General features: G+C 68.0%; 18 protein-coding genes and 1 pseudogene. 10 read left to right on the top strand and 9 right to left on the bottom strand.

Features of this window, described 5'->3' with window-relative positions; translation table 11 throughout:
• Window positions 1-458: 458 nt before the first annotated feature.
• Window positions 459-1613: pseudogene (locus LTV02_RS21600) on the bottom strand (exonuclease SbcCD subunit D); the annotation flags it as partial.
• A gap of 321 nt (window positions 1614-1934) precedes the next feature.
• Between LTV02_RS21600 and LTV02_RS21605 the strand changes: the two are divergent.
• Both LTV02_RS21605 and LTV02_RS21610 read left to right on the top strand, forming a co-directional pair.
• On the top strand, window positions 1935-3068 hold the full coding sequence (locus tag LTV02_RS21605) for a DNA recombination protein RmuC (protein ID WP_233033308.1): 1134 nt from the start codon (window positions 1935-1937) through the stop codon (window positions 3066-3068).
• A 162-nt stretch (window positions 3069-3230) separates the two neighbouring features.
• Window positions 3231-4199: a DUF6542 domain-containing protein gene (locus LTV02_RS21610; RefSeq protein ID WP_233033310.1), complete on the top strand. Its 969-nt coding sequence runs from the start codon at window positions 3231-3233 to the stop codon at window positions 4197-4199.
• A gap of 76 nt (window positions 4200-4275) precedes the next feature.
• On the opposite strand, the gene LTV02_RS21615 is transcribed toward LTV02_RS21610, so the two are convergent.
• Complete coding sequence (locus LTV02_RS21615; protein ID WP_233033312.1) at window positions 4276-5277, bottom strand: 4-hydroxy-3-methylbut-2-enyl diphosphate reductase; 1002 nt, start codon at window positions 5275-5277, stop codon at window positions 4276-4278.
• Window positions 5278-5391: 114 nt separating this feature from the next.
• Here LTV02_RS21615 and LTV02_RS21620 point away from each other — a divergent pair, with 114 nt between their 5' ends.
• The 3 genes from LTV02_RS21620 to LTV02_RS21630 all read left to right on the top strand — a co-directional run bounded on the left by LTV02_RS21620 (window position 5392) and on the right by LTV02_RS21630 (window position 7944).
• Window positions 5392-6123 (top strand): lipid droplet-associated protein, encoded by a 732-nt coding sequence (locus LTV02_RS21620; RefSeq protein ID WP_233033314.1) that lies wholly within the window; start codon window positions 5392-5394, stop codon window positions 6121-6123.
• Between the two features lie 299 nt (window positions 6124-6422).
• Complete coding sequence (xseA, locus tag LTV02_RS21625) at window positions 6423-7715, top strand: exodeoxyribonuclease VII large subunit (protein WP_408639248.1); 1293 nt, start codon at window positions 6423-6425, stop codon at window positions 7713-7715.
• Window positions 7716-7719: 4 nt separating this feature from the next.
• The gene (locus LTV02_RS21630) at window positions 7720-7944 is read left to right on the top strand and encodes an exodeoxyribonuclease VII small subunit (RefSeq protein ID WP_233033316.1); all 225 of its coding nucleotides are present in this window, start codon (window positions 7720-7722) and stop codon (window positions 7942-7944) included.
• An 87-nt stretch (window positions 7945-8031) separates the two neighbouring features.
• On the opposite strand, the gene LTV02_RS21635 is transcribed toward LTV02_RS21630, so the two are convergent.
• Window positions 8032-8595: a DUF4245 domain-containing protein gene (locus LTV02_RS21635; RefSeq protein ID WP_233033318.1), complete on the bottom strand. Its 564-nt coding sequence runs from the start codon at window positions 8593-8595 to the stop codon at window positions 8032-8034.
• Between the two features lie 230 nt (window positions 8596-8825).
• Here LTV02_RS21635 and glpX point away from each other — a divergent pair, with 230 nt between their 5' ends.
• Both glpX and LTV02_RS21645 read left to right on the top strand, forming a co-directional pair.
• Window positions 8826-9866 (top strand): class II fructose-bisphosphatase, encoded by a 1041-nt coding sequence (gene glpX, locus LTV02_RS21640; protein ID WP_067710694.1) that lies wholly within the window; start codon window positions 8826-8828, stop codon window positions 9864-9866.
• A gap of 98 nt (window positions 9867-9964) precedes the next feature.
• Window positions 9965-11368, top strand: coding sequence for a class II fumarate hydratase (locus tag LTV02_RS21645; RefSeq protein ID WP_233033320.1), 1404 nt, complete (start codon window positions 9965-9967; stop codon window positions 11366-11368).
• 260 nt (window positions 11369-11628) lie between these two features.
• Here LTV02_RS21645 and LTV02_RS21650 read toward each other — a convergent pair whose 3' ends face one another.
• Entirely contained in the window at window positions 11629-12813 is a 1185-nt protein-coding gene (locus LTV02_RS21650) for an FAD-dependent monooxygenase (RefSeq protein ID WP_233033322.1), read from the bottom strand.
• A 105-nt stretch (window positions 12814-12918) separates the two neighbouring features.
• Between LTV02_RS21650 and LTV02_RS21655 the strand changes: the two genes are divergently transcribed.
• Together LTV02_RS21655 and LTV02_RS21660 are read left to right on the top strand one after the other, a co-directional pair.
• A complete protein-coding gene (locus tag LTV02_RS21655; protein WP_233033324.1) occupies window positions 12919-13656 on the top strand; it encodes a TetR/AcrR family transcriptional regulator in 738 nt (245 codons plus the stop codon).
• A 34-nt stretch (window positions 13657-13690) separates the two neighbouring features.
• Window positions 13691-14113: a limonene-1,2-epoxide hydrolase family protein gene (locus LTV02_RS21660; protein ID WP_233033326.1), complete on the top strand. Its 423-nt coding sequence runs from the start codon at window positions 13691-13693 to the stop codon at window positions 14111-14113.
• 118 nt (window positions 14114-14231) lie between these two features.
• Here LTV02_RS21660 and LTV02_RS21665 read toward each other — a convergent pair whose 3' ends face one another.
• The 4 genes from LTV02_RS21665 to LTV02_RS21680 all read right to left on the bottom strand — a co-directional run bounded on the left by LTV02_RS21665 (window position 14232) and on the right by LTV02_RS21680 (window position 17936).
• Window positions 14232-15089 (bottom strand): acyl-ACP desaturase, encoded by an 858-nt coding sequence (locus LTV02_RS21665; protein ID WP_233033328.1) that lies wholly within the window; start codon window positions 15087-15089, stop codon window positions 14232-14234.
• A 116-nt stretch (window positions 15090-15205) separates the two neighbouring features.
• Window positions 15206-15736 carry an LGFP repeat-containing protein gene (locus LTV02_RS21670; protein WP_233033330.1) on the bottom strand — a complete coding sequence of 177 codons (531 nt, stop codon included), beginning with the start codon at window positions 15734-15736 and terminating at the stop codon, window positions 15206-15208.
• A 184-nt stretch (window positions 15737-15920) separates the two neighbouring features.
• Window positions 15921-17321 carry a PhoH family protein gene (locus tag LTV02_RS21675; RefSeq protein WP_408639249.1) on the bottom strand — a complete coding sequence of 467 codons (1401 nt, stop codon included), beginning with the start codon at window positions 17319-17321 and terminating at the stop codon, window positions 15921-15923.
• Window positions 17322-17549: 228 nt separating this feature from the next.
• Window positions 17550-17936, bottom strand: coding sequence for a DUF488 domain-containing protein (locus tag LTV02_RS21680; RefSeq protein ID WP_233033332.1), 387 nt, complete (start codon window positions 17934-17936; stop codon window positions 17550-17552).
• A 22-nt stretch (window positions 17937-17958) separates the two neighbouring features.
• On the opposite strand from LTV02_RS21680, the gene LTV02_RS21685 reads away from it, so the two are divergent.
• Complete coding sequence (locus tag LTV02_RS21685) at window positions 17959-18231, top strand: hypothetical protein (RefSeq protein WP_067710689.1); 273 nt, start codon at window positions 17959-17961, stop codon at window positions 18229-18231.
• Window positions 18232-18233: 2 nt separating this feature from the next.
• Here the strand turns inward: LTV02_RS21685 and LTV02_RS21690 are convergent, their stop codons facing one another.
• Entirely contained in the window at window positions 18234-18545 is a 312-nt protein-coding gene (locus tag LTV02_RS21690; RefSeq protein ID WP_233033334.1) for a hypothetical protein, read from the bottom strand.
• Window positions 18546-18552 lie beyond the last annotated feature (7 nt).

Below are 18552 nucleotides of genomic sequence, written 5' to 3' on the forward strand. Positions count from 1 at the left end.
CGCACGGCGGCAACGGTTTTCGCTCACGCGGTCATCCCGCTCGCGGAATTCCCCGCGCCCGAACCGGATTCGGGAACGTCGAACAACCCCACAACCTCGCCCACCGCACCCTCGGATAGCTCACCCTCCCCGTCTCCACCGACCAACCCGCCTGCCGCATCGGCGGCGCTGCTGGAAGACACCCCGGCGTCCTCGACCCCCGCGTCCGCCGCCGCGGCGATGTGCTCTTTGCCGCCTGCCGCATCGGAAGGCCGGCGAGCCGGTTTCTCCGTCCCCTGGATTCCTCCGTCCGGCGCCACGACAGCATTGCCGAGGTCCGCGGAATCCACCTCGCCCGAAGCAGAATGACGGAGCGCGACCGCTGGATGGTTCGCGGCGCCGAATTCGGCATCGGCGGCAACGAATTCGCGCCGGGAGCCGGCCGCTCCTCTACCAGCCTCGGATGCCTGGCGGGCTGGACCGGTCGCACGAGTGGGCACGTCTCGCTCGCGAACGGCGGCGGCGAGAGCGCGTTCGACCCAGGTCATCTCGCCCGGCGTCGGGGCGCCGCGGACGTCGGTGAGGAAGCTGTGGGCGACTTCGGTGTCGCGGCGGCCGTGGACGCGTTCGCGGTAGCGCAGTTCCGGGTTGCCTTCGGGGCGCAGCCATTCCACGTGGACGGCGTGCGGGAAGCGGTCGCGCAGGCGGCGCAGGGCGTCCACGGGGCGGGCGGTGTCGGTGAGAGTGGCCGAGACGTAGTCGTTTTCGGCGGGGGCGTGCTCGGGCGCGGTGAGCAGGGCCTCCAGGGTGCCGGTGAGCTGGCTGAGGCCGCGGATCAGCGGGAGGTCGCGGCGTTCGACCGTGGCCAGGCCGGAGGCGTCCAGGTCGATGATCCAGACCGCCTTGCGATGCGAGCGTTCGCCGAACGAATAGGGCAGCGGGGACCCGGAATAGCGAACGGATTCGGACAGCGTCTGCGGGGAGTGCAGGTGGCCGAGCGCCACGTAGTCGATGCCGTCGAAGGCGGACATGGGCACGGTTTCGACGCCGCCGACGGAGATGGACCGCTCGGATCCGGTGGCTTCCCCGCCGACCACGAAGGCGTGCGCGAGCACCACCGAACGGGTCGCGGGGCGCGCCGCGAGATCGGTCCGGATCAGCCCCATCGCCGCGTCCAGGATCTCGGCGTGCGAGCGCGCCTGCGGCACACCCAGTTCCGCGCGCGTGATGTCCGGCTCCAGGTACGGGATCCCGTAGAACGCCACCGCGCCGTGCTCGTCGGCCAGCAGCACCGGTCGCGCCACCTCCGCGATGGTGCACCGCAGATGCAGCCCGCCCGCCGCCGCGAAACTCCCCAGCGCCCCCAGCCGCGTCGGCGAATCATGGTTGCCGGACGTCGCCACGATGGTTGCCCCGGCGGCGCGGATCGCCTCGAACCCCCTATTGCACACCGCGATCGCGTCCGCACTCGGAATGGACCGGTCGTACACATCCCCCGGCACCACCACCACATCCACCCGCTCCGCCGCCACCAGCTCGGCGATGGCGCGCAGCGAACACTCCTGGTCGCCCAGCAGATCGACGCCGTGGAACGTGCGCCCGATATGCCAGTCGGAGGTGTGTAGGATCCGCATGCCCCGAGACCGTAGGCGATGCCCCCGACAGGTTTCGCACTACCCACACGGTCTGTCGGAAACACGCCGATGTATAGCTGTCCCGCCACCCCGCGACTTCGGCGGACCGCGGAGTGCCGTTGCCAGGAATGCACCCGTGCCTGCCGCCGCGTGCCGAAACATCTTCGGACGTACCCGGTGAGTTACCCCGACCGTCGCGAAAGGCTGTCGTGGACTTGGCATACGCGAGCTCGGCGTGTCGGGCCGGACCGAACACGTGTCGAAACTGCGCGGTTGCTCAATTCACTTTCTTGTCGGTGGAATCTGCCACTATCTGCACTCATGACCGCACCGATGCTGTTTGCGCTGCTGTTGGTGTTCGCCGCCGGGGTCGCCCTGGGCTGGTACGGGCATGCCGCCCGTGCGGGCCAGCGCGCGGCGGTGGCCGAAGCACGGCTGTCGGCTATGCAGGACAACGAGCGGCTATTGCGGCAGTCACTGGGGGCGGCCAGTGAGGACGCGGCGCGGCGGCAGTCCTATGCGATCGGGCATCTCGTCGAACCGCTGCGGGAAGCCGTCGGGACGCTGAACCGGCAGATCCAGGAAGTCGAGCACAATCGGATCAACGCGTATTCCGGTCTGCGCGAACAGGTCGCGGGCATGCAGCGCACCTCGCATCAGTTGTCCACGCAGACGGGGCAATTGGTGGCGGCGCTGCGGGCCCCGCAGGTGCGCGGGCGCTGGGGCGAGATCCAGCTGGAGCGGGTGGTGGAACTGGCCGGCATGGCCAGGCACTGCGATTTCGACACCCAGGTCACCCGGCGCGGCGACACCGTGGTGCGCCCGGACATGGTGGTGCGGCTGGCGGGCGGCCGGCAGATCGTGGTGGACGCCAAGGTGCCGTGCACCGCCTACCTGGACGCCGCCGCCACCGAGGACCCGCGCGAACGCGAAGCGCATCTGGCCCGGCACGCCAAGCACCTGCGCAACCACGTGGAGCAATTGGCCGCCAAGGAATACTGGGCCGCCTTCGACCCGTGCCCGGAATTCGTGATCCTGTTCGTGCCCGGCGACCCCTTCCTCGACGCCGCCCTCACCACCGACTCGGGTCTGCTCGAATACGCCTTCGGCCGCAATGTCGTACTGGCCACCCCCACCACCCTCATGGCCCTGCTGCGCACCGTCGCTCTGGGCTGGCGGCAGGAGGCCATCTCCGCGGATCTGGCGGTGGTGCAGCAACTCGGCCGTGAGCTCTACACCCGGCTCGGCACCACCGGCCGGCACCTGGACCGCCTGGGCGCGCAGCTGGGCAAGGCCGTGGACGCCTTCAACCACACCGTCTCCTCGGTGGAATCACGTGTGATGGTCACCGCCCGCAAGCTGCACGATCTGGAGGTGTCCGACGCCCCGGTACCCGAATTGCACCGGGTCGAGTCCTGGCCGCGTGCAGTGGGTTTCGCCGACTCGGAAGGCTGAGCCGGAGCCGCTATCGATCACCGTGCCGGGTATGCGAGCTATGTGCCCGGCAAGCTCGCGAGATGTCACCGACCTCGTGAGATGACTCGATGCTTTAGTGTGCAGATCGTGGCAGTTACCCCAAGCGAGCGCGCAGAGGTGCCCCCGTCGCACCGTTCGATTGTGCCGTCGGTTCCCGGCGTGCCTTCCGGTGCGGCGGTTCTGATCGCGGTGACCTGCACGTTCATCGGATTCTTCATCGATGCTCGCGGCGGCGGTAACGAGCTCACCGGCACTTTCGCGACGCTGTACGTGGTCGGCTGCGTGCTGGCCGTGCTGGTGGTGCGGTTCAAGGGCGTGTTCACCACCATGGTGCTGCCGCCGCTCCTATTGTTCGTCACGGTGCCGCTGGCCTATCAGCAGATGCTGGGCAGTTCGGGCGGTCTCAAGGACGTGCTGCTGAACCTGGCCATCCCGCTGGTGAGCCGGTTCCCGACGATGGCGCTGGCCACCGTGCTGGTGCTGGTGATCGGCGGCGTCCGTATCTATCTGCATCGCCGCGAGCACGAGAGCGAGGCCGATGCCGGGCTGCCCAGGCCGCGCGCCCGCAGCACCCGCCCGGGTGGTTCCCCGCGTGCCCAGCGCACCCGGCCCGCCGATTCCAAGGACCCCGCCAGACGTCGCTCCCGCGCCGCCGCCGAACCCGATGCCGCCGCGGAATCCGGCAGCACCGCCCGCCCGTCCCGCCGCCCCGCGGGCCGGGTAGCCGCGACCCCGCCGCGCGTGGGTTCCGGCCAGTCCGGCGATCGCGCCCGCACCAACGGCCGCCAGCCCGCGGACCGCACCCGCACCAACGGCCGTCAGCCGGGCGGTCGTGCCCGCGCCGACCGCCAGCCGGGCACCGACCGTCAGCCGGGTGCGGAACGCCAGCCGGGTGCGGAACGCTCCCGCGCCGACCGTCAGCCGCCCGCCGATCGCCAGCCCGCACCCGCTCCGGCCCCCGGCGAAGGCCGGCGCCGCGCCAAGCCGCCGGCCGACCGCAACCCGGCCGCGGGCGAACCCCGCCGCCGCGCCCAGAACCCGGACGTGCCCCCGCACCCGCGCCCGAATGTGCGCTACCGCGAACGCGATTCCGGCCGCATCGAACGCTGACGGGGAAACAACCCCGAATACGACTCGCGCCCCTTACCGAATCGGTAAGGGGCGCGAGTGTTTTCGCTGGGGGAACTCAGGCGCGGGCGGCGCGCAGTTCGCGGGGCAGCGAGAAGACCAGGGTCTCGTTGGCGGTGGTCACCGGCTGCACTTCACCGAAACCGTGCTGCGCCAGCAATTCCAGCACGCCCTCGACCAGGATCTCCGGCACCGAGGCGCCGGAGGTGACGCCGATGGTGCGCACGCCCTCCAGCCACGCCGGATCCACTTCGCGGGCGTAGTCGACCAGGTGCGCGGCCCCGGCCCCGGCGGTCAGCGCGACCTCGACCAAGCGCACCGAGTTGGAGGAGTTGCGCGAGCCGACCACGATCACCAGATCGCATTCGGGCGCCATCGCCTTCACCGCGGTCTGCCGGTTGGAGGTGGCGTAGCAGATGTCGTCGCTCGGCGGATCCTGCAGATTCGGGAACTTGGCCCGCAACCGGTGCACCGTCTCCATGGTCTCGTCCACCGAGAGCGTGGTCTGCGACAGCCAGATCACCTTGTTCTCGTCGCGGACGGTGATGTTGTCGACCGCGTCCGGCCCGTCGACCAGCTGCACGTGGTCGGGCGCCTCACCCGCGGTGCCCTCGACCTCCTCGTGCCCTTCGTGACCGATGAGCAGAATGTCGAAGTCGTCGCGCGCGAACCGCTTGGCCTCCTGGTGCACCTTGGTGACCAGCGGGCAGGTGGCGTCGATGGTGTGCAGGTTGCGTTCGGCCGCGGACTCGTGCACCGCCGGGGACACCCCGTGCGCCGAGAACACCACGACCGCGCCCTCCGGCACCTCGTCGGTTTCGTCGACGAAGATCACACCGCGGTCCCGCAGCGTTTCCACCACGTGCCGGTTGTGCACGATTTCCTTGCGCACATACAGCGGCGCACCGTGCTTTTCGAGAGCTTTCTCGACGGTCACCACCGCGCGATCGACACCGGCGCAATAGCCGCGCGGTTCGGCGAGCAGTACTCGCTTCGGACCGTCGGCGGCACCCGACGGCGACCGGACGATTCCGACGTTCAAAGGGATAGCCGAGGACATGCCCCACAGAATACGTGTGCGGGGTGACGCGCATTCGATCGGAGGTCGCGGGCAAAATCACTTTTCGTGCGTTCTCACCTTTGCATCACACGGCGTTTCGGGCAGGCTATGGGCATGTTCCGACCTCCGTTCCTGGCCCGGGTCGCCGCCGGGGCTGCCGTCTATGCTCTCGAGGAAACTCGTCGGCTACCGACGACCGCAATCAATTTCCCGATCACCGCGATCAGCCAGATGCTGCAAACCACCATGCACTTCCAGCAGTTCGTGACCAGCCTCGCTCTCAAAGGCGATGCCGTTTTCGACCGTTTGGTCAACCAACCGGAAGAACAGCCCGCGTGGGCCACTTTCGATGAGGACGAAGACCTCGAGCAAACACCGAGCTTCGGCTCGGAATCGGTACGCAAGAGCCGTTTCGACCTCTTTACACCCGAGGAATCCGCACCCGCGGAACCCGTCGCGGAGATCACCGAACCGGTGGTGACCGAATCGGCCGCCGCCGAAACCGAATCCGCGCCGGCTTCGGATCCGATCGTGGCCGAGCCCGAGCCGGTCGCCGCAGAGTCGGCCGCGCAGGAGGCCGCCGAACCTGAGGCTGCCGAAACCGAGGCCCCCGCAACGGCTTCCGTCGCTTCGACCAACGGCCACAATGGCAGCGCGCCGGCCGCCCCCGAGGTGGCGTCGCGTTTCAACTACGACGAGATGACCATCGCGCAGCTGCGCGCCCGGCTGCGCCAGCTGTCGGTCGAGGACCTATCCACGCTGCTGGCGTACGAGCAGGGCACGCGCGATCGCGCCCCGTTCGTCACCATGCTGACCAACCGCATCGCGACCGTTCAGGCCAAGTGAGCCGTTCCCGGCGAGCGCCGATCACCCGAGCCGACCGGCGCGGGCGGTCGGCGTCTGTCGTTGGGGGCGACTCTCGTAACTCTCAGGGGCTTCGCCCCCGAACCCCCTCGAAGCGCGAGCGACTCGAACCCGTTGGATGTGAGTGAGCACACCGTCGCGCTGAGCACCACGGGCCGCAGGTGGAGTGGGCACCACCTGCGGCCCGTTTCTGTTCCTCACCCCCCGCCGTGGCCACCGGGTTCCACGTGTCGATGGGCGTCTTGCCGTCGTAGTCGGTGGGCACTGACAGAATCGGTGCTGTGACGTCCGCACAGCCCGAGCAGCCCGCACCGCCGGCCAAGGCGAGCAGTACCGCCGAGAACCCGATGCCGGTGCGCACCATCGCCGTCAAGGTGGCGCAGTGGATCGACCGGTTGGGGGCGATCTGGGTCGAGGGACAGATCACGCAGATCAATATGCGGCCGGGGACGCGGACCGCGTTTCTCGTATTGCGGGACACCGCAGCCGATATGTCGCTTTCGGTGACTTGTGATCCGGAGCTGCTGCGCAATTCGGCCGTGCCGCTGCAAGAGGGCAGCCGGGTCGTGGTCTACGGCAAGCTCCAGTTCTTCACCGGGCGCGGCACGGTGTCCTTGCGCATCACCGAGATTCGGCCGGTCGGCATCGGGGAACTGCTCGCGCGGATCGAACGGCTGAAGGCGCTGCTGGCGGCCGAAGGGCTCTTCGATCCCCGGCTGAAGCGGCCGATTCCGTTCCTGCCCAATCGCATCGGGCTGATCACCGGTCGCGCCAGCGCCGCCGAGCACGATGTGGTGACGGTGGCGACGCAGCGCTGGCCCGCCGTGCAATTCGAGATTCGCAATACCGCCGTACAGGGAGCGACGGCGGTGCCGCAGATCCTGGAGGCCATCGCGGCGCTGGACGCCGATCCCCGGGTGGATGTGATCGTGCTGGCGCGCGGCGGCGGCAGTGTGGAGGATCTGCTGCCGTTCTCCGACGAGACGCTGTGCCGGGCAATCGTTTCCGCGACCACGCCGATCGTCAGCGCCATCGGGCACGAGCCGGACAATCCACTCTCGGATTATGTGGCGGACCTGCGCGCCGCCACGCCGACCGACGCCGCCAAACGCATCGTGCCCGACGCCGCGGCGGAAATGGCGCTGCTGCGCGAACTGCGCGAACGGTCCGCGGCCGCGCTGCGCGGCTGGGTGGATCGCGAATCGCGCGCGCTGGCGCAGATGCGTTCGCGCCCGGTGCTCGCCGAACCGCTGCGGCTGCTGGATCAGCGGCACGACGAAATCGAGCGCTTGCGCACCGCCGCGCGGCGCGCCGTCGACCACCTGCTCTCGGGTGAATCGACCGCCACCCGGCATCTACGTGAAAAACTCACCGCCGTCGGCCCGGCCGCCACGCTGTCCCGGGGTTACGCCGTGGTGCAACGGGTTTCGGGCAAGGACCGCCACGTCATCCGTTCCATCGAAGACGCCCCGCCCGGCACCCAGCTCCGCATCCGGGTGGCCGACGGCGCGATTTCCGCCGCCGGGCTCGGCGCCGTACCGCTGGGTTCCCGTCCCCCTCGAAAGGATTCGTAAAAATATGACCGACGCCGATCGCGCCGAGATCGCCACCTTCGGCTACGAACGCGCCCGCGACGAGCTGGTCAATGTGGTGAAGATGCTGGAGCAGGGCGGCATGGACCTCGACGATTCGCTCGCCCTGTGGGAACGCGGCGAAGCCCTGGCCGCGCGCTGCGAGGAACACCTGGCGGGCGCCCGCAAACGCGTGGAAGACGCGCTCGCGCACCGCGATCAGGAAAACTGACCCTTCGTCATCCCGGCATGTTTTCAGCCGGGATCCACACGGTGCCGCTATGGATTCCCGCTAAGGGCATGCCGGAATGACTGGGTGCTACTTCTTGGGCAGCGGCTGCGCGTTGCCAAGCGCGGTGGCCAGCGTGATGAACGCGCCCTTGTTGCCCGCGCCCTTGATCAGAATCCGCACATCGCCGTAGTCGGAGATCCAGGCGGGTTCGGTGTCGGCCTCGCCGTACACCACCCACTTGCGATCGCCGATCTGCTCGGTCCCGGTGGCGTACCGGCTGCCCACGATCTGCGCCGCCAGCTTGTCCTCGGTGGCGTCGCTCTGGGTGAGCTGCATGTACGCGCCGTGGTTGGTGATGTACCCGACCGTCGCCAGCTTCCCGCCGCCGGTCACATCGGCGCGCGAACCCGAGTTGGGCGTCCAGTCAGCGGGGACGGCGGGTTCCCGTATGGGAAACGGCAGTTCACGCGCCGCGACCGTCAGGGAATCGTGAATCTTGAATTCCGGGATCTGTCCCTGCTTCGGCCCGCCCGTCTGGAAACTGCATTGCGCGGCGATGCCCGCGATCACCAGGCAGATCAGCAGCAGCGGCAGCAACGACCAGATCAGGTCCTTGTAATCGTGCTGGGTGCGGGGCTTCTGGTACGACACGGCACCCAGTATCCACGGGCCCCGACTGCGACCGAGCACACAGTCCGCCCGAAACCCGCGTGTCCCGGCATGTTTCCGGACGAACGAGACGGCTGCCGCCGGTCAGCCCGAGATCAGCCCGGTGACCTGCGCTGTGATCGGTACGAGAGTGCAATACGAGTACTTGCTCGGGCCTCCGATGCTCAATGCGACAATTTGGGCAGCTTGTAGACAACCAAGGAGGCACCGTAATGACGGCACCCACGCCCGCACCCCGCCGCGAGGCTCCGGATCGCAACCTCGCGCTGGAGCTGGTCCGGGTCACCGAGGCCGGGGCCATGGCCGCGGGCCGCTGGGTCGGCCGGGGCGACAAGGAGGGCGGCGACGGTGCGGCCGTGGACGCGATGCGGCAGCTGGTCGCGACCGTCTCGATGCGCGGCATCGTGGTGATCGGCGAGGGCGAGAAGGACGAAGCGCCCATGCTGTACAACGGTGAGCTGGTCGGCGACGGCACCGGCGCGGAGCTGGACTTCGCGGTGGATCCGATCGACGGCACCACCCTGATGTCGAAGGGTTCGCCGGGCGCCATCTCCGTGCTGGCGGTCGCCGAGCGCGGCGCCATGTTCGATCCCTCCGCCGTGTTCTACATGGAGAAGATCGCCGTCGGTCCCGAGGCCGCCGATGTCATCGATCTGGGCGCGCCGATCGCGGAGAACCTACGCCGCGTCGCCAAGGCCAAGAACTCCTCGGTCTCCGACCTGACCGTCTGCATCCTGGACCGTCCCCGCCACGCCCCGCACATGCAGGAAGTGCGTGAGGCCGGCGCCCGCATCCGCCTCATCTCCGACGGCGACGTGGCCGGCGCCATCGCGTGCGCCCGCCCGGATTCCGGCGTGGACATGCTGATCGGCATCGGCGGCACCCCCGAGGGCATCATCGCCGCGGCGGCTATGCGCTGTATGGGCGGCGCGCTGCAGGGCAAGCTGGCCCCGAAGGACGACGCCGAGCGGCAGAAGGCCATCGACGCGGGCCACGATCTGGATCGCATTCTCTCCACCGAGGACCTGGTCTCCGGTGAGGATGTCTTCTTCTGCGCCACCGGCGTCACCGACGGCGATCTGCTGCGCGGCGTCCGCTACTACGGCGGCGGCGCGTCCACCCAGTCGATCGTCATGCGCGCCAAGTCCGGCACCGTGCGCATGGTCGACGCCTACCACCGCCTGTCGAAGCTGCGCGAGTACTCCTCGGTGGACTTCGACGGCGACGAGCACGCCGCTCCCCCGATGCCCTGAGTCGCGAACGGCGCGGCGGCTATTCCCGCCGCGCCGTGTGCGGTTTCCCTCAGGCGTGGCACCCCCACCGGCCTCGGGCCGGGCATAGGGTCGATGTCATGACCGACGACACCCAGTACCGCATCGAACACGACACCATGGGCGAGGTCCGCGTTCCCGTCGACGCGTTGTGGCGGGCGCAGACCCAGCGCGCGGTGGAGAACTTCCCGATCAGCGGCCGCGGCCTCGAGCGCGCCCAGATCCGCGCGCTCGGCCTGCTGAAAGCCGCTACCGCCGTGGTGAATCGGGAGCTGGGCCTGCTGGACGCGAGCAAGGCCGACGCCATCGTCGCCGCCGCGACCGAGATCGCCGACGGCGAGCACGACGACCAGTTCCCGATCGACGTCTTCCAGACCGGTTCCGGCACCAGCTCGAATATGAACGCCAACGAGGTGATCGCGAGCATCGCGGCCCGGGGCGGCGTCACCGTGCACCCCAACGACGACGTCAACATGTCGCAGTCGTCCAACGACACCTTCCCCACCGCAACGCATCTCGCGGCCACCGAGGCCGTGGTCAAGGATCTGGTGCCGGCGCTGGAACATCTGCGGCTGGCGCTGCTGGACAAGTCCCAGGAGTGGCGGTACGTGGTGAAATCCGGCCGCACCCATCTGATGGACGCGGTGCCGGTCACCCTGGGCCAGGAATTCGGCGGCTACACAAGGCAAGTGAGCGCGGGCATCGAACGCCTGCTGGCCACCCTGCCGCGCGTCGGCGAGCTCGCCATCGGCGGCACCGCGGTCGGCACCGGCCTCAACGCGCCCGCCGGCTTCGGCGCGAAAGTGGTTGCGGAACTGGCGAAGTCGACCGGCCTGGACGCGCTGTCGGAAGCCCAGGACCACTTCGAGGCGCAGGCCGCCCGGGACGCCCTGGTCGAGTTGTCCGGCGCGCTGCGCACGGTCGCCATCAGTCTCACCAAGATTGCCAACGATATTCGCTGGATGGGTTCCGGCCCGCTCACCGGTCTCGGCGAACTCCAGCTGCCCGATTTGCAGCCCGGTTCCTCGATTATGCCCGGCAAGGTCAATCCCGTTCTCCCGGAAGCCGTTACCCAGGTGGCCGCGCAGGTCATCGGAAATGACGCGGCAATCGCCTGGGGCGGCGGCAACGGCCATTTCGAATTGAATGTCTATATTCCCGTGATGGCGCGGAATGTGCTCGAATCGATTCGCCTGCTGTCCAATGTTTCCCGATTGTTCGCCGACCGCTGCATCGTGGGTCTGGTGGCGAACGAGGAACATTTGCGGCAGCTCGCGGAATCCTCCCCCTCGATCGTCACGCCGCTGAATTCGGCGATCGGCTACGAGGAGGCCGCGGCGGTGGCCAAGGAGGCGCTCAAGGAGCGCAAGACCATCCGCCAGACGGTCATCGATCGGGGTCTGATCAGCGAGAATCTCACCGAAGCCGAGCTGGATCGGCGGCTCGACGTGCTGGGCATGAGCCGGGTCGACGAGCGCAAATAAACAAACCGCCGGTCATCGAGCGACTTTCCTTTTTCGGATGGAAGTGTGAAACACACCACGCTTTGCCATCGATTAGCTGAGTATCCGCGTCCTGCGGATGCTCCACGAAAGGAAAGAAACCATGTTGATCGGACTCGCCGTTACGTTGGCCGCCCTGGGCTTTGCCGGAGTGGTCGCATTCCTGACCACCCTCGGCGTCATCATTTGAATATCGCGGTCGGTGGGTATGGCGACGTGAGTCGCCATACCCACGCCCGCCGTCAGAGCGCATCGAAAAGCTCGGGATAGTTCTTCAGGTCGATATCGTTCGCAGCATCGTCTCCATACTTCAGCATGAGACCGAATGCCCGTGAACCCAGGAACCAATTGCGGAACCGAACCCCCAGGGCCGTCTTCGGCGCGAGGAACGGGCCGGGCTGCGCCCCCTTCGCCTTCTTCGTGTAGCGCTTCATAATCTCTTCGTAGCGTTCGAACGCTACGGTGTGATCCCCTGCGGCCAAGGCCAATTCACCGGCCAGCACATACGCGCCGACCACCGCCAGCCCGGTGCCGAAACCGGCGAGGGTGTGCCCGTAGGCCGAATCCCCCACCAGCGCAACGCGTCCCTTGACGAAGGTCTTCATGCTGACCTTGCTGATCGAGTCGAGGTAGAAACCGCCGAGCTGCGGCAGCGCGGCCAGCATGTCGGGCACCCGCCCGCCCATGCCGTCGAACACCCGCGCCACGATCCCGCGCTGCTCGGCGTAATCGTCCCGGGAGTAGTCGAGTTCCTTCGAGGCGAACATGTACAGCTGCGCCGCCTTGGACCCGCCGTCCACCGCCAGCCGCCCCGGTGCGTGCCAGGCCAGGGACCGGGCGCGCTCCCGCTCTCCCGTGGCGTCGTTCAGCCAATGCGATTGCCCCGCAATGCAGTAGTAGTAGCCCTCGTGGGCGACGAAGTCCTTCTCGGGCCCGAAGGCCAGCTTGCGGACCCGCGAGTGGATGCCGTCGCAGCCGAAGACCAGGTCGAAGGTGCGGGCGGGCGCGTGTTCGAATTCCACGTGCACGCCGTCGGCGGTCTCGGTGAGCGCGGTGACGGTGTCGCCGAAGAGGTATTCGCAGGCTTCGGCGGTGCGCTTGTACATGACCTCGGCCAGGTCGCCGCGCAGGATCTCGATATCGCCGCCGGTGAAGTCGCCGGAGATGACCGCTTTCTCCCGGCCCGCCTCGTCGACCAGCACCATGTCGGTCTTGCCGGTCTGCCGGTCCAGCAGGTCCCGCACGATGCCCATGCGCTCGATGACCGTCATATGCGTCTGCCCCTTGAAGTCGATGGCCTGGCCGCCTTCCCGCAGCGCGGGGGACTTCTCCACGACGGTGACGTCGAAGCCGTACCGGTGCAGCCAGTAGGCGAGGGCGGGGCCGGCGACGCTGGCGCCGGAGATGAGAACGGTGGTGTTGCGCATGTCGTGCTCCCTGTTCGAGAAACTGTGTCCGTCGGACGCTGTTGTTGATTAGCGTACGATGGACGCAGTTAGCCGTCAAGCGGTGCATGCGGAAGGATGACGTTCATGGCCGGACCCACCACCCTCGAATTGCTCTGGGGCCTTCGGGAAGATCGCCCCAAGCGCGGGCCGAAACCCTCGCTGACCCTGGCTCGAATCGTCGCCGAGGCGATCGCGCTGGCGGACGCCGAAGGATTGGCCAATCTGTCCATGGCACGGCTGGCCGAGCGGCTGGGCTGCGCGAAGATGGCGCTGTACCGGTATGTCCCGGGCCGCACCGAACTCCTCGCGCTGATGGCCGAAGTCGCGCTCGGGCCCGCGCCCGAGGTCCCGGCCGGCTGCGCGGACACCCCGGACGGCTGGCGCGATTACCTGCGGGAATGGACCGAAACCGTCTTCCGGCGCTATTACGCCCACCCGTGGGGACTCGAGGTCGCGACCGGGGTGCGCCCGTCCGGCCCCAATGAATTGAGCTGGCCGGAAACGGCTCTCACCGTACTGAAGGACAAGGGGCTGACCGCGTCGGAGCAATTGGACGCCGTGGTGCTGCTGCTCGGTCACGCCCGCAGCCTGGTGCAGCAGGTCGCCGTGCCCGCGGACACCGCCGAGGGCGTGGAGGAGCTGCTCGCCAAGGAGATCGCGGGCGTGCTCGCGGTGCACGGCGAACGCTATCCGCACCTGACCGCGATCATGGCCGAGCAGGCCGCGCAGCCGCCCGCCGAGAACGGGCGCGACGACGCGCTGCGCTTCGGCATCGACCGGATTCTGGACGGTCTCGGCGTGCTCATGGCGGCGCGAAAGTAGGCCGGGCGGCGCGGAATCGGCCTACGCTCGGCTCATGTCCGACATACCGGAGTTGCAGCAGGACGCCGTCACCACGGTCCGCGAGTTCTTCGCCGCCCTGGAGATGAAGATCATCGACGAAGCCCTGGACCTGGCCGACCCGGGCCTGGTCTGGAAGAACACCTCACTGCCGGATGTGCGCGGCCTGGACCGGGTGCGCTGGGTGCTGAAGCAATTGCAGAACCCGCGCTTCGGTTTCCGGGTCGATATCCATCACATCGCGGCCGACGGCGAGCATGTCGTACTCACCGAGCGCACCGACTACCTGCGCTTCGGCCCGGTCGAGATCGCCTTCTGGGTGTGCGGGACATTCGAGCTGAAAGACGGCCGAATCGTGCTCTGGCACGACCACTTTTCGTGGGAGAACTTCTTGCGCGGCAGCGTGCTCGGCGTGTTCCGGGCGATTCGCCCGCGGTGAGCGAACAGCACGCCCTTCGGGCGTGAAGAGAGTGGGGGTTTGGGGGCATGCCCCCAAACCCCCGATGTGCAAGGGGCGCTCGGGCGCGGAACGGACGCGCGCTGAAGCCCCGGGCGCGTCAGCGGCGCAGGTGCGCGAGTTCGGCGCGGGCCTTCTCGCCTTCTTCGCCGAAGTCGGTACGGGTGAAGATGTTCCAGCGCTCGAGTAGCGGGGCGAAGACCAGTTCGCCTTCGCGCGCCCGGTCGTAGATGCCGGCCTCGGCCAGCACCTCGTCGCTGGTGCGACCGTCCGCCAGCTGCACCACCGGGACGTGGAAGGCCGCGACCTGATCCGCGATGGCGCGGACGGTCTGGTCCGGGGTGAGGTCCAGCGCCGCCGCGATCAGGTTCCCGAAGAACTCGGCCTGCAGTTCGTCGTCCACCGCGATGCGCTCGGAAATCATGGTGACGATGGGGTTTTCGTCCAGCGCCGCGGTATTGCGATGCCGCACCGCCGCCGCGGCCTCCTCGAAGGCCGAGGCCGCGAGCACGTCGAGCAGGTGCAGCGCGGGCCGCCGGAAGCCGGCGGTCATGTGCGCCATGCGCATGCGCTCGAGTTCGATGGGGTCGACCGCGCGGGTCACCATCAGGTAGTTGCGGATCAGGATCTCGTGCCGGTTCTCCTCGGCGGTCCAGCGCCCGACCCAGCGCCACCACGGCCCGGTGCGCAGGTACTTGCCGATCTCGCGATGGTAGGACGGCAGATTGTCGGCAATCAGCACGCTCACGGTCAGCGCCAGCTTGGCGGTGTCGCCGAGCTCGGATTGCGCGGGGTCCCAGTCGGTCCCGCCCAGGAAGGCGAAGTTGCGGCCATCGGCCCAGGGCACGTAGTCGTGCGGCTGCCATTCGGCGGCCGCCTCGATATGCCGGGTCAGGTTGGATTCCACCGCTGCCGCGAGCGTCTCGAGCAGCTCACGGTCGGCCAAAACGTTCTGCACCAGCACAACCTAGCGGCTCCACGGCAAACATGGGGATCTTCGCCGGGTATTTGTGACGGCTATGAACAGCGAAACGGCGGGATCGTGATCGATCCCGCCGTTTCGCGATCCGGTGCTCAGTTGGTGGTGACGGTGGTCTGGTTGTCCACCCAGGTGATGGTGCCGCCGGTGAAGGTGCTCTGCTTACCGCCCGCGATATCGGTCTCGTCGCTGGTCGGGTAGCCGAGTTTGCCGCCGGGGCCGCCGTTTTCGTCGTACGCCTTGCGGATCTCGCCCCACACCACATGGGCCGGTCCGCCCGGGGCCACATAGATCGCGCCGCCGGTGAATTCCTGCAGCACGCCGCCGCCCGCGGCTTCCTGCTGCGCCCCGATCGGCTCGCCGAGCGGTCCGGTGGCGCCGCCCGCCGCGGTGTACTTGGCGAGAACGTCTCCGCTGACCGCGATTTCGCCGCCGTTGCGGGTGGCGATCTTGGTTTCGGTGGCGCCGCTGTGCTCACCGTGTTCGGTGGCCGTAGTGGTGGTGACGGTGGTGGTCGAGCCGGAGCTCGTGTCCTTCTTGTCGTCCTTGTCGCACCCCGCGGCGAATGCGGTGACGACCGCGAGCGCCGCGACAATGCCAGCCGTGCGTCGAGCGAAGTGGTGCATTTCCATCCTCTCGAGATTTCAGGCCGACCTCGGCAATCTCCTAGCGATCCAGACGTGGATCATGGAAATGATTGACGAGCAGGTATTTCAGCGGAATATACCCGGCATCTCGAAGGGTGAAACGTATTCCGGAAGGTTGCCCGATCGGGCGGCGCGTGCCGCCCGATCGGAACCGCCTCAACGCTTACGCGTTGGGCCCGTACTCCTCCAGCATCTCGGTGACCAGCGCCGCGATCGGCGACCGCTCACTACGGGTCAGGGTGACATGCGCGAACAGCGGATGCCCCTTGAGCTTCTCGATCACCGCGGCCACGCCGTCGTGCCGCCCGACGCGCAGATTGTCGCGCTGGGCCACATCGTGGGTGAGCACCACCCGGGAACCGCTGCCCAGCCGCGAGAGCACGGTGAGCAGCACATTGCGTTCCAGCGACTGCGCCTCGTCCACGATCACGAAGGAATCGTGCAGCGAACGACCGCGAATATGGGTGAGCGGCAGCACTTCCAGCATGCCGCGCGCCTGTACCTCCTCCATCACCTCCGGGCTCGCCAGCCCTTCCAGGGTGTCGAAGACGGCCTGCGCCCACGGCCCCATCTTGTCGGCCTCGCTGCCGGGCAGGTAGCCCAGCTCCTGGCCGCCGACCGCGTACAGCGGACGGAACACCACCACCTTGCGATGGGTCCGGCGCTCCAGCACGGCTTCCAGGCCGGCGGTCAAGGCCAGCGCGGATTTACCGGTACCGGCGCGCCCGCCCAGCGACACGATGCCCACGCTCTCGTCGAGCAGCAGATCGAGTGCGATGCGCTGTTCGGCGGACCGGCCGTGCAGCCCGAACGCCTCCCGATCGCCGCGCACCAGCTGCAGCCGCTTGTCCGGGCTGACCCGGGCCAGCGCGCTGCCGCGCGTGCCGAGCAGCCGAACCCCGGTGTGGCAGGGCAGTTCTCGCGCTTCGTCGAGATCGATGACGGACTCGGCGTAGAGCTTGTCCACCAGTTCGGAGCCGACCTCGAGCTCCACCATGCCGGTCCACCCGGAGGTGACGACATCCTGGGCGTGATACTCGTCGGCTTGCAGGCCGACCGCACTCGCTTTCACTCGCAGCGGAATGTCCTTGGATACCAGCACCACCCGCTTGCCCTCGGCCGCGAAGTTGAGCGCGCAGGCGAGAATGCGGGAATCGTTTGTGTCGGTGCGGAATCCGACGGGCAGCACATTCGGATCCGTGTGGTTCAGCTCCACCTGGAGCGTGCCACCGGCGGTGCCGACCGGCACCTGCTGATCGAGCCGACCGTGCGCCAGACGAAGATCGTCCAGCATGCGCAGCGCCTCCCGGGCGAACCAGCCCAGTTCGTGGTGGTGGCGTTTGGCCTCGAGTTCACTGATCACCACCAGCGGCAGCACCACGTGGTGCTCGCCGAAGCGGGTCAATGCCCAAGGATCAGACAGCAACACCGACGTATCCACGACGAAGGTTTTCTGTCCGGAATCGGACGACTGCGAGGCGCGATCTCCCTGCCCTTTGGTGCCGGTGCCCCGGTTGGAGGCGGCAACGCTGGTGGGAGCGTTAGCGGAGCGTGCATCAGTCACGGTGGGCTCCTTTGCCACTCGCGCGACACCGCGCGAGCGTTCTCGCTGGGCCGGTCAGCTCTGGGGTCGTACGACCCGAGGGCCAGGTGCCGGCCCTCTCGCACTGAGTTGCTCAGACACGATCAGGACCTCCCGTACGAGTCACACCTACGCGGCTCGCACCACCGACGCTACCGCCGTTTCGCATTTCCGGCCCGCCGGTTTTCAGGCGTGTTGGTGAAGATCCCGTTAACGCGCGTCCGCTGTGGGTGTTTCGCCCAATTCCGCGAGGAGTACCGGAACATGGCTGTGCTCGGGGTCCTTGGTTGCCGTGATCAGGGTCAACGGTCCCGCGGCGGCCTGTTCGCGCAGGCGGGCCAGGCCCTCCCGGGCGTCGTCGGCGGCGAGTTCGGATCGATACTTCCGTTCGAACTCGGCTCGGCGTGTCTGCGGATCGGCGTGGTACCACTTCCGCAGCTCGCCGGAAGGCGTTACCGCCTTGGCCCATTCATCGATATGCGCCGTTTCTTTGCTGACCCCGCGCGGCCAGAGCCGATCCACCAGCACCCGCAGGCCGTCCGCCGCCTCGGCCTCGTCGTACACGCGCTTCACCCGGTACCGCGGTCGCTGCGTCATGCCCTCCATTACAGTCGATGGCATGGCCGAAACTCAGGATCTCGAGACGCTGTCCACCAAGGAATTGCACGACCGGGCCGTGAAGCTGGCGGTTCGCCGGGGTGACGTCAAATTCCTGTGGGAGCTGCTGAAGTCCATTCCCGCCGCCGAGGCCGCCGCCGGTGACATCGGCGAGAGCGAAGCCGACATCAAGTACGTGCTGCCCATGCTGGACGATTACGCGCACGCCGGCGAAGGCGAGATCGGCGAGGTCCTGCGGCCCATGTACGTGGACTACCTGGCCAAACACGCCTGAGCTCAGAGCTCGCGCAGGCCGATCAGCACGGCCCGCACGAAAGGCAGGAACCCCTGCGGTCCCGACCCGAAATCCTTCATATGCACCGTGGTGGAGTCGCTGGACTCGAACACCTCACGCACAATGCTGAGACGTAGCTCGAGATCCAGCCCCGCTCCCATGATGACGTGATCGATTCGCGTCTCCGCGAACACCTTCCGCAGATCCTCGAGACTCGTCCCCGAGTAGATCTCGACTTCCGGCAACTCCAGCTGAGCGTGGGCGTCATCCACCACGATCGCCGTCCGGCCGAGCAGCAGCACATTCGTCGACATGGCCACC

The organism is Nocardia yamanashiensis (genome assembly GCF_021183565.1).
Lineage (GTDB): Bacteria > Actinomycetota > Actinomycetes > Mycobacteriales > Mycobacteriaceae > Nocardia > Nocardia yamanashiensis.